General features: G+C 43.0%; 13 protein-coding genes. 2 read left to right on the top strand and 11 right to left on the bottom strand.

Translation table 11 applies throughout. The features are described 5' to 3' along the window. Positions 1-14: 14 nt before the first annotated feature. Together OCU30_RS02950 and dinB are read right to left on the bottom strand one after the other, a co-directional pair. Positions 15-758 (bottom strand): DUF2884 family protein, encoded by a 744-nt coding sequence (locus tag OCU30_RS02950; RefSeq protein ID WP_159439084.1) that lies wholly within the window; start codon positions 756-758, stop codon positions 15-17. A gap of 51 nt (positions 759-809) precedes the next feature. After that, positions 810-1,883 (bottom strand): DNA polymerase IV, encoded by a 1,074-nt coding sequence (gene dinB, locus OCU30_RS02945; RefSeq protein WP_077311316.1) that lies wholly within the window; start codon positions 1,881-1,883, stop codon positions 810-812. Positions 1,884-2,036: 153 nt separating this feature from the next. On the opposite strand from dinB, the gene OCU30_RS02940 reads away from it, so the two are divergent. After that, on the top strand, positions 2,037-3,284 hold the full coding sequence (locus OCU30_RS02940; protein WP_077311314.1) for a GGDEF domain-containing response regulator: 1,248 nt from the start codon (positions 2,037-2,039) through the stop codon (positions 3,282-3,284). A gap of 34 nt (positions 3,285-3,318) precedes the next feature. Here the strand turns inward: OCU30_RS02940 and nqrM are convergent, their stop codons facing one another. The 9 genes from nqrM to OCU30_RS02895 form a co-directional block, all read right to left on the bottom strand. After that, positions 3,319-3,552, bottom strand: coding sequence for a (Na+)-NQR maturation NqrM (nqrM, locus tag OCU30_RS02935; protein ID WP_077311313.1), 234 nt, complete (start codon positions 3,550-3,552; stop codon positions 3,319-3,321). 23 nt (positions 3,553-3,575) lie between these two features. Next, positions 3,576-4,577: an FAD:protein FMN transferase gene (locus OCU30_RS02930; RefSeq protein WP_077311887.1), complete on the bottom strand. Its 1,002-nt coding sequence runs from the start codon at positions 4,575-4,577 to the stop codon at positions 3,576-3,578. A gap of 135 nt (positions 4,578-4,712) precedes the next feature. After that, positions 4,713-5,939: an NADH:ubiquinone reductase (Na(+)-transporting) subunit F gene (gene nqrF, locus OCU30_RS02925; protein ID WP_077311311.1), complete on the bottom strand. Its 1,227-nt coding sequence runs from the start codon at positions 5,937-5,939 to the stop codon at positions 4,713-4,715. A gap of 33 nt (positions 5,940-5,972) precedes the next feature. Continuing rightward, positions 5,973-6,569 (bottom strand): NADH:ubiquinone reductase (Na(+)-transporting) subunit E, encoded by a 597-nt coding sequence (nqrE, locus tag OCU30_RS02920; RefSeq protein ID WP_077311309.1) that lies wholly within the window; start codon positions 6,567-6,569, stop codon positions 5,973-5,975. A gap of 7 nt (positions 6,570-6,576) precedes the next feature. Continuing rightward, complete coding sequence (locus OCU30_RS02915) at positions 6,577-7,209, bottom strand: NADH:ubiquinone reductase (Na(+)-transporting) subunit D (protein ID WP_077311307.1); 633 nt, start codon at positions 7,207-7,209, stop codon at positions 6,577-6,579. After that, positions 7,209-7,997: a Na(+)-translocating NADH-quinone reductase subunit C gene (locus OCU30_RS02910; RefSeq protein WP_077311305.1), complete on the bottom strand. Its 789-nt coding sequence runs from the start codon at positions 7,995-7,997 to the stop codon at positions 7,209-7,211. The genes OCU30_RS02915 and OCU30_RS02910 overlap by 1 nt, the downstream gene beginning before the upstream one ends. Beyond that, the gene (locus OCU30_RS02905) at positions 7,984-9,231 is read right to left on the bottom strand and encodes an NADH:ubiquinone reductase (Na(+)-transporting) subunit B (protein ID WP_077311303.1); all 1,248 of its coding nucleotides are present in this window, start codon (positions 9,229-9,231) and stop codon (positions 7,984-7,986) included. The genes OCU30_RS02910 and OCU30_RS02905 overlap by 14 nt, the downstream gene beginning before the upstream one ends. Positions 9,232-9,235: 4 nt before the next feature. Beyond that, positions 9,236-10,576, bottom strand: a complete 1,341-nt coding sequence (locus OCU30_RS02900; RefSeq protein ID WP_077311885.1) for a Na(+)-translocating NADH-quinone reductase subunit A — start codon at positions 10,574-10,576, stop codon at positions 9,236-9,238. Between the two features lie 492 nt (positions 10,577-11,068). Then, a complete protein-coding gene (locus OCU30_RS02895) occupies positions 11,069-11,380 on the bottom strand; it encodes a BolA family protein (protein WP_077311302.1) in 312 nt (103 codons plus the stop codon). A gap of 140 nt (positions 11,381-11,520) precedes the next feature. On the opposite strand from OCU30_RS02895, the gene OCU30_RS02890 reads away from it, so the two are divergent. Further along, a complete protein-coding gene (locus OCU30_RS02890) occupies positions 11,521-12,651 on the top strand; it encodes a methyltransferase (RefSeq protein WP_077311300.1) in 1,131 nt (376 codons plus the stop codon). Positions 12,652-12,662 lie beyond the last annotated feature (11 nt).

Raw genomic sequence — 12,662 nt, 5'->3', positions numbered from 1 at the left:
AGACCAAGACCAATTTAAATAGTAAATACCTGATAATGTTTTAATTCAGGAATTTTTTCATGTAGAGCATGCTCTTGCTGCACAATATCGTTGAGACTCTCACACATTTCTTTACTATCTTTATTAATCTTCTTCTTATGCGTTTTCAGTTGTTCGGTAACTTGTTGCTTTACATTTCCCATGGTTTCACTCAGTTTAGAGAGGTTCATCCCGCCATTTTGCTGCATGTTCTCACTAATACTATTAAATGAACTGGTCAAAAATTCACTGGTGAACACGGATTTCATTTTATTAAATTCGTCAGTCCACTGTTTCTGCATCTCTTCATAGGTGTTAGCAGGCAATACAAATTCACCATTTTTATAGTAACGCTGTTCCATTTTAGAAGCATAAGATTGAATACTTTTCTTTACGTCATCGAACGCATGCGGCGTATTTAAACTTGCAGAGACCTTATCAAGCACATCATTAGCAATCTCTACACTGTCATCAACGACTTGTTTCATTTTAGGCACACTGTCATTCATGCTTGTACGAAACTTATCAACCATCGATCGTTGCTGAGGGTTAAGTGATAACGACTGATCATTGATTAGAACATGATTATTTTCGTCTAATTTGGCCACACTGCCATCTTGACGATGGATCTCTACTTTTTGGCCATCAAGGTGGACTTCGTTTTTCACGTCAACACGGCATTGACTCGCCCATACGGGCAATGCACTGAGTAAAACGATGATCGCTATTAATGATTTCATTTGGCCTTCCATTCACGCGTGGTGATAACAATTGTTCAATCAGCAGTGTATCTAAAAGAAACTCAACTGTTCAACTGGCAATTGCGGTTTAAGCATTACAGACAGTCCAAGTAATCGCACTTCCCGTCCATTCTGCCGTTTCAATACTTCTCGCAATAACTCGCGAAAATCATCTAATTCTAATTGATGATGGATATGCTCAATCGTGGTTAATTGAAAATCAGCAAACTTCACCTTGATGCCTTGTTTTATAATGGCGCGCTTGGCACTTGCTTTGGTTAACCGCTGGTCAAGTTCTGGAAATAACTTATTCTCGATAACATCCCAGCATTGCTCATAAGTCATAATGTTTTGACTGAATGTGCGCTCTACACCCACCGATTTTCGTTCACGTTCAACCACCACTTCGCGGGGGTCAATACCGTGGCTCTTTTGCCAGAGCGAGGCACCTTGGCGACCAAAACGAATCAATAAATCACGATAGTCGGTGTTTTTAATGTCTTCACATAAATAAAATCCCGCACGGTGCAGTTTCTCTAAACTCACTTTGCCAATACCGGGAATGACTTCCAACGGCAGCTTATCGACGACCTTTTGTACATCTTCAGGAGGGACAACATATTGGCCATTTGGCTTACGCATATCCGACGCAACTTTAGCAAGAAACTTAATAGGGGCAACCCCAGCTGAGGCCGTTAGCTGCAGTTCATTATAAATATCGTGGCGAATGGCCTCGGCAATTAACGTTGCACTACCTTTACAAGCCGTAGAGTCAGTGACATCTAAATACGCTTCATCTAAAGATAGGGGCTCAATAATCGGCGTATAACGGTGAAAAATAGCACGAATTTGTTTTGAGATCGCTTTATAGACCTCCATCCGACCAGGGACAAGAATGACATGAGGACAAAGCTTGAGAGCTTGAGCGGTGGGCATGGCTGAGTGTAGGCCATATTGACGAGCTTCATAATTACAAGTGCTCAATACACCACGTTGCTGCCGGTTTCCTCCAACAGCAAGTGGCTTACCACGATAATGGGGATTATCACGCATTTCGACCGCGGCATAAAAGCAATCCATATCGATATGGATGATTTTACGAAGTGATTGTTGGCTCACCACCATGAATACCCTATCTCATCTGTATATAAAAACAGTATACATAATTTTATCTTTTACATCGATAAACTAAGCGATATAACAAAATAATCGACACTTATTCTGTATAAATTTCACTCTATTATCTAAGCTTATTCAAAGGATATAAACGAGTGTTTTATGAACAATAAAATTTTAGTGGTTGAAGATAGCAAAACGTTTAGTAACTATTTAAAAACTCAATTAACTCAGATTGGCTACGATGTTGTCATAAAAGAAACCTTAGCCGATACTCAAGCGCTTTTTGAGGGTACAGCTGATCCACTCTTTTTTTGTACCATTCTCGATTATTGTTTACCGGATGCAGAAGATGGCGAAGTCATTGACTTCATTCTAAGTAAAGAACAGCGTGTCGTTGTTCTCACCGCGACATTTAACGACCAATTACGTGAGGATCTATTAGATAAGGGAGTGATCGATTATATTCTCAAAGACAGTATGGCATCAGTCAGTTACTTAATTCCGATGATGACCAGATTACTGAACAATCAGCAACATCATGCCTTAGTCGTCGATGATTCACAGACAGCTCGCCATTATTTAGCGCAACTTCTTGAATATCAATATATCAAAACCACCACCGCGAAAGATGGCAATGATGCCCTGCTTAAACTACAAGAGAATAGTGACATTAGTTTAATTGTTTCAGACCATGATATGCCCGAAAAAGATGGAATAACACTGATTCGCGAGTTACGACAGCACTATACTCATACGGAGTTGATGGTTTTAGGTATATCAGCCCTTGAAGATAACGCGATGACAGCTCGCTTTTTAAAAGCCGGGGCAAATGATTACCTACACAAGCCCTTTAACCAAGAAGAATTTTATTGTCGTATTAATCAGCTACTCAATATCTATGAAGCAAACAAAAAACTGTTTCGCCTAGCCAATCAGGATGAATTAACAGGCCTGTGGAATCGGCGCTACTTCTTTAACCAACCCGATAATTGCGCTGGGTGCACGGCTCAGCACATTGCCATGTTAGATATTGATTTCTTTAAAAAAATTAATGATAAACATGGCCATGCTGCCGGTGATAAAGTGCTACAAACTGTCGGGCAGTTGTTACAACAACACTTTCCACAACCAAGTGCGCTTGTGGCACGTTTAGGTGGCGAAGAGTTTTGTATCCGTTATTGTGGCGAATATCAGTCCTTTGTTGAAAGGCTCGAAACGCTGAGGCTTGAGATAGAAAGTTCACAGTGCGTTTATGTAGATACCGTGCTCAATGTCACCATGAGTATTGGCGTTACAGAAGGAAATGGAGAAAGTATTGACGCTCTAGTCACTCAAGCAGACCACCGTCTATATAATGCGAAACATAACGGACGTAACCAGGTTTGTTTCAGTGAAAACATTACCTGATCCGCCCACCCGACTAAGTTAACCCGCAGAGCGGCTATAGAATTTGATCATTTTTCCACTTTGCTATGTTTTCAGCTCGTTTCGCTTCTTTGGCTTCACGCTTTTTACGCGCATCACATGGCTCTGGACAATTACAGACTTTATCAATGCCAACCGCGCCTAAACCACCGCAACTACCGCGCACTACTTTCTTTTGAAAAATAACGCCAACCGCCATTGCAGCAATAACACAGATAAACACGCCAAATGTAATTAAAAAGGTATTCATAAAACTCCCCTCACTTCATTCTGTTAATTTAAATACGACTGGAATGCGGTTGAGGTGACCGTCTTAAATCCATCTTCAGTCTTTACTATCATTAGTACAGGTAAGTTCTGCTGCTCAGCAACCTCAAGACCTTGATGCTCACCCAAAACCATCAAACCTGTCGCCAAACCATCTGCTGTCATACAAGATGGATGAAGCACAGTCACCGATACGACACGGTGATGTATTGGCCGCCCCGTTTGTGGATCAATGATGTGAGAGTAACGCACACCATCTTGTTCAAAATAATTTCGATAATCCCCTGATGTCGCCATCGCCATATCTTTTGGGCTGATAATCTCTTGAACCGTACGTTCATTATCAATCGGTTTTTCTATCGCGATACGCCAAGGAACACCATTGCGGTTGTGACCTTTCAGTCTAATCTCGCCACCAACCTCAACCATATAATTATTAATATGATTGTTATCAAGATAATTTGCTATTTTATCGACTCCCCAACCTTTCGCAATGGTTGATAAATCGACATAAACAGATGGCTGAGTTTTAATAAGTGTATCATTAACCACTGACAGTCGCTCAATACCGATTTGGCTGCGCTTTTCTTCAAGCGCTTGTTCGGTTGGCGTAACATTCGGGCGCCCTTCAGGACCAAATCCCCACAAATTCACCAATGGCCCGACGGTAACATCAAGCTTACCCTGTGTCACTGCATGTAAGCGAATAGCTTCTCGTACTACCGTGGCAGTATCGTGCGAAACAGGGAAGGGTTCGCTACCAACATATTGATTAAATTGGCTCAACTCTGAATCATGCTGATACGTCGACATCTGAGCGTTCACTTGCTCTAATAATGTGTCAACCTGCTTTTGAACCAAATCGACCGAGGGCGTGTTCTCATCAAGGATATATTTAACATGATAAGTCGTCCCCATTGTCGGACCACCAAATTGAACTTGGTCAACTTGTGGTGTACATCCTAGCAGCGTCCATACACACACAAGACTCATTAACCATCGTTTCATCATGATATTGCCCACTCGAAAAAATCTTTATAAGAAAACATCTTTTTCTTATAAACACTTAGCATAAGACTAAAACAATAATGGCTGACCCCGAAGAGTCAGCCATATAACATTATAAATCAGAATATTAACGGATTAACCGCCGAAGTCATCCAACATAATGTTTTCATCTTCAACACCAAGATCATGCAGCATCTTAATAACCGATGCGTTCATGATAGGTGGACCACACATGTAGTACTCACAATCTTCAGGAGCTTCATGATCACGCAGGTAATTTTCGTACGCCACGTTATGAATAAATCCTGTGTATCCATCCCAGTTATCTTCAGGAAGTGGATCAGAGAGTGCGACATGCCATGTAAAGTTGTCATGCTCTTCTTGCAGCTTATCAAAATCTTCTTCGTAGAACATTTCACGAACTGAACGAGCACCGTACCAGAATGTAATCTTACGCTTGGTATTTAGACGTTTCAATTGATCAAAGATGTGAGAACGCATTGGAGCCATGCCCGCGCCACCACCAATGAAGACCATTTCTGCATCCGTATCTTTCGCGAAGAACTCACCAAATGGACCAGAAATCGTTACTTTATCACCTTCTTTCAGTGACCAAATGTAAGAAGACATTTGACCTGGCGGTACATCAGGGTTACGCGGTGGCGGAGCAGCCACACGTACGTTTAGCATGATAATACCAAACTCTTCTGGGTAGTTCGCCATTGAATAAGCACGGATAATCGGCTCATCAACTTTAGACTCGTAACGGAACAAATTAAATTGATCCCAGTCTGGGCGGTACTCTTCAGGTACATCAAAGTCTGCATATTTGATGTGGTGAGCAGGCGCTTCGATCTGAATATAGCCACCAGCACGGAAAGGTACTGATTCACCATCAGGAATTTTCAGTTTCAATTCTTTGATGAAGGTTGCTTTGTTATCGTTAGAGATAACTTCACATTCCCATTTTTTCACACCAAAGATTTCTTCTGGTAATTCCAGTTCCATATCGTTTTTAACGGCGACCTGACACGATAGACGTTCACCTTCACGAGCTTCACCTTTACTAATGTGATCAAGCTCAGTAGGTAGAATGTCACCACCACCGGATTTAATTTTCACGCGACACTGACCACATGAGCCACCGCCACCACAAGCAGAAGAAACGAATACACCAGCACCTGCCAATGCACCCAATAGCTTACCACCGGGTTGAGTAACGATCTGTTTTTCAGGATCGTCGTTGATAGATATTGTAATGTCACCTGTTGGTACCAGTTTAGATTTAGCAAACAAGATCACTAAAACTAACGCCAGTACGATCAGAGTAAACATCACGACACCAAGAAGAATAACGTCCATTGACTATTCCTTAATTGTTGCGGTTTACCCGACTTACAGTTGAACACCAGAGAAAGACATAAAGCCAATCGCCATCAAACCTGCTGTGATGAAGGTAATTCCCAAACCACGTAAACCAGGAGGCACATCTGAGTACTTCATTTTCTCACGGATACCTGCAAGAGCGACGATTGCTAACATCCAACCTAGGCCTGAGCCGAAGCCGTAAACAATCGATTCACCAAAGTTATAATCACGCTGCACCATGAAAGATACACCACCGAAGATGGCACAGTTAACTGTGATCAATGGTAGGAAGATACCCAGTGCGTTGTACAATGGCGGGAAAAAACGGTCCAGAATCATCTCTAGAATCTGTACCAAGGCTGCAATAACACCGATAAAGGTAATGAAGTTAAGGAAGCTTAAGTCAATACCTTCACCTAGCGCACCAGGTTTCAATAACAGATTGTAAACTAGGTTGTTCACTGGCACAGAGATGGTTAATACCACTGTTACCGCAACCCCTAGACCGATAGACGTCTTAACTTTCTTTGATACGGCCAAGAAAGTACACATACCCAAGAAGAAAGACAGAGCCATGTTTTCGATAAAAATCGATCTAACAAGTAGGCTAATATAATGTTCCATGATGACCTTACTCCTTCGCTTCTACTTGTTCAGGTTTCAATGTACGGATAACCCAAATCAGTAAACCGATGATGAAGAATGCTGAAGGCGCTAGAAGCATCAAACCATTAGGCTGATACCAACCGCCATCTTTCACCAGTGGTAGTACTTCCATACCGAAAATCTTACCTGACCCTAGTAACTCACGGAAGAAACCAACCGTAACTAACACGAAACCGTAACCTAGGCCATTTGCCAAACCATCAACAAATGATGGAATTGGCGCAGACTTCATCGCAAAGGCTTCTGCACGACCCATAACGATACAGTTAGTAATGATCAAACCAACGAATACAGACAACTGTTTAGAGATGTCGTATAGGTAAGCTCGCAATACTTGGTCAACCACGATTACCAAAGACGCAATGATCGCCATCTGTACGATGATACGTACGCTGCTTGGAATATGATTACGAATCAGCGAGACGAAAAAGTTAGAAAATGCGGTAACAAACATCACCGCAAGAGTCATAACAAACGCCGTCTGTAGCTGAGTGGTCACTGCTAACGCTGAACAGACACCAAGAACCTGAAGGGCGATTGGGTTGTTATCCAATACCGGTTCAACAAGGCTCTGTTTAAGAGATTTTGCACTAGACATTAGTTCTTCAGACCTCCGTCACGAACTTTTGCTAGGAATGGCCCGTAGCCCATATCACCTAACCAGAAATTAAATTGGCGTTGAACCCCATTACTGGTCAATGTCGCTCCCGAAATCGCATCTACACCGTGCTCAGAGCCTGCTGGCGCACCACCCTTCACGATACGAATCGCTGGGTTGTGGTTATCGTCATACAGTTTCTTACCTACGAATTGAGCGCGCCATTTAGGGTTCTCTACTTCGCCACCTAATCCAGGAGTTTCACCCTGTTCATAGTAGATCAGTCCGTCAACAGTATTACCGTCTGTTTCGACAGCAACAAATGCGTACATCATCGACCATAGACCGTTACCATGGATAGGTAAGATAAGACGAGACAACTCATTGTCTTTCTTAACTAAGTACACTAAACCATAGTCAGCACGAGTGATAATTTTCGCTGGATCTTTATCTTTTGGTAAACGTATAGAACGCTTCGGACTTGATGCAGCTGCACGTTGGTTATAATCCTTCGCGGCAACCCCATTAGCCGTTTTATCGACAAGTTTACCTGTTTTAAAATCTAACAGTTTAGGCACGATGTGTTCTTCGTATAGATCACGAACACTGCCTTTACTCATATCAATGCCTGATACTTGTAAGATTTTGCTTTGTTTATCTACTGCTGCGTTAAGTTCTTGTTTATCACGTAAACCTACTGCCGCTACCGATACGATAATTGAGCACACTAAGCTCAACGCGATAACAACAAACAGCGTCTTTTTAATGCTATCGTTATTGCTTGCCATAGCGCGCTAGTCTCCGCTTGATGTTGCTTTCCACTACAAAATGGTCGAACAATGGGGCAAATAGGTTAGAGAACAGAATCGCTAACATCATGCCTTCAGGGTATGCCGGGTTAACTACACGAATTAACACACACATAGCACCAATCAATGCACCGTACACCCACTTACCTTTATTAGTAAATGACGCCGATACAGGATCCGTTGCCATAAAGAACATACCGAATGCAAAACCACCCAGGACCAAATGCCAGTAGAACGGCATAGCAAACATTGGGTTAGTATCAGAACCGATCGCGTTAAATAGCGATGCGATTGCAATCATACCAATCAGTACACCACCGATAATGCGCCATGACGCAATACCCATATAAACGATGAATGCTGCACCAATCAAAAGAGCTAGCGTCGATGTTTCACCGATCGAACCTGGGATGTTACCTAGGAACGCATCCATCCAAGAAATGGTATGCCCTGTTGCCGTGTTTACTAGAGAAGCACCGCCACTTTGAGCCCATTGGCTTAAAGCTGTTGCTCCTGAGAAACCATCTGCTGCAGTCCAAACTACGTCACCCGATAATTGCGCAGGGTAGGCGAAGAATAGGAATGCACGACCAGCAAGTGCAGGGTTAAGGAAGTTTCGGCCTGTACCACCAAAGACTTCTTTCGCCATTACCACACCAAAGGTAATACCTAGTGCTGCTTGCCCTAGAGGAAGTGTTGGTGGAACGATTAAAGCAAACAAGATAGAAGTAACAAAGAAACCTTCGTTGACTTCATGCTTACGCACCATACAGAACAATACTTCCCAGAAACCACCCACGATGAAGACTGTGGCATAAATAGGTAGGAAATAAGTCGCGCCCAGTAGCATTTTACTGCCCCAAGCTGCGTCGCTGCCCATGGTTCCACCCAACATTTGGGTAAACCAATAGTGCCAATCACCATTGATGATCGAGGTGAATTGATCACCAGAATACATATGGTTTAATGCTGCAATGGCCTGTCCGCCGGCATTGTACATACCGAAGAACATAGCAGGGAATACTGCTAACCAAACCATGATCATGATACGTTTCAAATCAACACTATCACGAACGTGCGAGCCCTTTTGAGTTACCATACCTGGAGTATAAAAGATCGTCGCTGCTGCTTCATACAGAGCAAACCATCTCTCATGCTTCCCGCCTGGTTCAAAATGCGGCTCGATATCTTCAAGAAACTTTTTAAGGCCCATGAAATTACCCTTCTTTCTCAATCTTAGCCAAGCATTCACGAAGTAACTCACCGTACTCGTATTTACCTGGACAAACAAAGGTACACAGCGCTAGATCTTCTTCATCAAGTTCTAATGCACCCATGCGTTGAGCACTGTCTGAATCACCTGCACATAGATCACGAAGCAACAAAGTTGGCTCCATATCTAATGGCATCACTTTTTCGTAGTTACCAATTGGCACCATTGAACGTTCGCTTCCACACGTGGAAGTGGTCATGTTAAATAGTTGACCTTTAAACAGGTGGCCTAAATACGCACGTGTCACTGAGAAACGGTTCTTACCAGGCGTTGCCCAACCTAAAAACTCTTTCTCACGACCTTCACGTAAAACGGATACTTGCAGATGGTAACGACCTAGGTACGCGTGTGGACCAGATGCAATCGTCCCCGACAGCACTGAGCCAGATATAACACGAACTTCGCCTTTCATGATTTCGTTCTCAACGATGTTATCGATGCACGCCCCCATGACGGTACGAACGAGACGTGGCTTATTCACGACTGGTCCTGCTAGTGAAATGACACGGTCTGTGTGCAATTCACCCGTTAGGAACATTTTACCGAACGCGATCACATCCTGATAGTTGATGCTCCATGCAACATGATCTGCACTTACTGGGTACAGGTGGTGCATGTGAGTACCGGGAAGACCTGCGGGATGAGGCCCTGCAAATACTTGCTCTTCAACTTTAGAGTGAGATGAACGAGGCAGTTTGTCCGCTTTTTTACATACGAACACTTTACCGTCGGTCAACGCTGCTAGAACATCGAGTCCAGCAACAAACGCTTCTGGTTGCTCATTGATAACAACACTAGGATCGGCGGCTAAAGGACGCGTGTCCGTAGCGGTTACAAAGATCGCATTTGTGTTTGAATCGACTGCTGGAACCTTGCTGAACGGTCGGGTACGCAATGCTGTCCAAAGACCAGAATCAATCAACTGAGTTTTAACCGTATCACGGTCAAGACCAGATATTTGATTGGCTTCAAACTTATCAAATGTCACTTGGTCATCACCTGCCACTTCAATCACAACCGATTGAAGTACACGTTTTTCACCACGATTGACTTCGATAACTTTGCCGCTAGCTGGTGCAGTAAATTTCACGCCAGGATTCTTCTTATCCACAAAAAGAACTTGAGCTTTTTTTACTACATCACCTTCACGAACATGCATCGTTGGACGCATGCCAACGTACTCTTCGCCAAGCAAGGCGACTTTTTTGATGGTTTTACCATCACTAATCACCTGGGATGGAACACCTGAAATAGGGAGATCCAAACCCTTTTTTATTGTAATCATACGCACTTGCACTACTTTTTTATCGGGAAAAAGATTATTTAAATTGCGCAAATTCGAGGCACAACACTGCGCCGATTTGCCAAAATCGTCAGATTAGACAGAAACGATGCGTTGCCCTCTAGACACGACATTAACTGTGTCCGCTTTGGCTTACCTGAGCACACCAAAGCCGCAACATCCTTTTAACAACCTCGTCACAGTATCGAGAGGAGATTTATCAGATAAGCTAGTTTAACATTTTTTAGGAACTTGATGCCATTAAGAATATTACGAATTACCTTATTTTTATCAAGCACACGAAGTCGCCTCTACTTGCCCAGCTCGCGCTCCGATTGTTCTATCAAAGACGGTTAGAAAGTAAAATCTAACTTCCCTAAAGTGGGGACTCGCTTATGTTACTCCTTAACTAAACTCGCTCGACGTTGTTTTATTACTGTTACAGTATTGGACAAAATGCCACTTTTCGCAGCATTTTGTCTTAATTTCTCTTAATTAGCGTCCACCGCCAAGACAAGCTGGGCTATCAGGTCGACTCGCCTGCCGCTCTTGCCACTCTTGTTGAGTATAAGTATGGATTGCTAAGGCGTGAATATGATTAGCCAGTTCATCGGCTAAGACTTGATTGACACGACGGTGGCGTGCCAACAGTCTTTGTCCTTCAAATTCGGTGGCGACTACTGTCACTTTAAAGTGGCTTTCCGAGCCCGGAGCGACGTTATGCATACCACTTTCGTTTTCGACATTTAAATACAATGGCTGAAATGCCGAGGTTAACTTCTGCTCAATCGTTTCTTGGATTACCATAGTCCCTGCTTATTTATTATGCATCGATAGAAATAGTATTTATAGTCTACCGTGTCGCGGCCGAGAAAAAAAAGGTTTTGGTTTCCTCTCATCGTTGCTTTTGCGACAATATCCCTCTTGTCTGATAACTGTAATGCATTATGAACACTGAGCTCACGATATTAGGGCGCCAACTTACCCTACATCGCTTCCCTGCGAATAAAAATGATACGCTGCAAGCATGGGATGCTGGGGATGAATACCTGATTCACCATGTTGAAGATATGGGCCTCGCCGACAATCAGCACATTTTAGTGCTTAACGATCATTTCGGCGCACTCAGTTGTTGGTTTTCAACGCGGCATCGTGTCACGGTGATGAGTGACTCGTTTATCGCTCATCAAGGTATTTTAAATAACCTTCGACACAATCATTGCGAAGAAGTGACATATCTCACGACCATGGATGCTATACCTAAAGACGTGGATGTAGTGGTCATGCAAATACCGCGTAATAATCGCCATTTGATTTGGCAGTTATCACAACTGCGAGAGCAACTGCCTAGTGATTGTGCGGTGATTGGGGTGAATAAAGCGAAAGACATACACTCATCCACATTAAAATTGTTCGAGCGTTATTTAGGAGACACACATACCTCGTTGGCTTGGAAAAAGCATCGTTTAGTGTTTAGTCAGCCTAATGCTGCATTGAATGTTGTTCCTGAAGATATCGAGTGGGATGTCGAGCATGAAACCATTCATTTAAGCAATCGTCCTAATGTGTACTCTGGAGAAAGCTTAGATCAGGGCGCGCGCTTTATGCTCAAATATTTGCCGCAAGACCCTACAGTGAAAAACATCATCGATCTAGGTTGTGGTAACGGCGTGCTGTCAGTGAAATTAGGCCAACTCAACCCTAACGCTCAGCTCACTTGTATTGATGAAAGCTTTATGGCGGTCGCATCAGCACGTAAGAATTTACAACAAAACCTCGGTTATGAGCGTGATATTCACTGCGTAGCCAACAACTGTTTAGATGATTTTACAGAGCCCTGCGCTGATTTGGTCGTGTGTAATCCGCCATTTCATCAGCAGCAAGCGATTACCGATCACATCGCTTGGCAAATGTTTTGTGATGCTAAGCATGTCCTGCATAAGACAGGTAAATTAATGGTTATTGGTAACCGTCACCTAAGGTACGATGTAAAACTCGCTAAACTCTTCGGCAAGTCACGTATAAAGACTGTCGCTGGCAACAAAAAATTTGTTATTTTAGAAGCCACTAAGGGTTAAACGCTCTAATG

The organism is Vibrio palustris (assembly GCF_024346995.1).
GTDB lineage: Bacteria > Pseudomonadota > Gammaproteobacteria > Enterobacterales > Vibrionaceae > Vibrio > Vibrio palustris.
Note: the sequence above shows the minus strand (reverse complement) of the source record. Positions and strands in the feature narration are given on the sequence as shown.

Bases quoted from the DNA above. Each gene is read 5' to 3' on its own strand.
- OCU30_RS02950 (WP_159439084.1), bottom strand. From the start codon at position 758: ATGAAATCATTAATAGCGATCATCGTTTTACTCAGTGCATTGCCCGTA.
- dinB (WP_077311316.1), bottom strand. From the start codon at position 1,883: ATGGTGGTGAGCCAACAATCACTTCGTAAAATCATCCATATCGATATG.
- OCU30_RS02940 (WP_077311314.1), top strand. From the start codon at position 2,037: ATGAACAATAAAATTTTAGTGGTTGAAGATAGCAAAACGTTTAGTAAC.
- nqrM (WP_077311313.1), bottom strand. From the start codon at position 3,552: ATGAATACCTTTTTAATTACATTTGGCGTGTTTATCTGTGTTATTGCT.
- OCU30_RS02930 (WP_077311887.1), bottom strand. From the start codon at position 4,577: ATGAAACGATGGTTAATGAGTCTTGTGTGTGTATGGACGCTGCTAGGA.
- nqrF (WP_077311311.1), bottom strand. From the start codon at position 5,939: ATGGACGTTATTCTTCTTGGTGTCGTGATGTTTACTCTGATCGTACTG.
- nqrE (WP_077311309.1), bottom strand. From the start codon at position 6,569: ATGGAACATTATATTAGCCTACTTGTTAGATCGATTTTTATCGAAAAC.
- OCU30_RS02915 (WP_077311307.1), bottom strand. From the start codon at position 7,209: ATGTCTAGTGCAAAATCTCTTAAACAGAGCCTTGTTGAACCGGTATTG.
- OCU30_RS02910 (WP_077311305.1), bottom strand. From the start codon at position 7,997: ATGGCAAGCAATAACGATAGCATTAAAAAGACGCTGTTTGTTGTTATC.
- OCU30_RS02905 (WP_077311303.1), bottom strand. From the start codon at position 9,231: ATGGGCCTTAAAAAGTTTCTTGAAGATATCGAGCCGCATTTTGAACCA.
- OCU30_RS02900 (WP_077311885.1), bottom strand. From the start codon at position 10,576: ATGATTACAATAAAAAAGGGTTTGGATCTCCCTATTTCAGGTGTTCCA.
- OCU30_RS02895 (WP_077311302.1), bottom strand. From the start codon at position 11,380: ATGGTAATCCAAGAAACGATTGAGCAGAAGTTAACCTCGGCATTTCAG.
- OCU30_RS02890 (WP_077311300.1), top strand. From the start codon at position 11,521: ATGAACACTGAGCTCACGATATTAGGGCGCCAACTTACCCTACATCGC.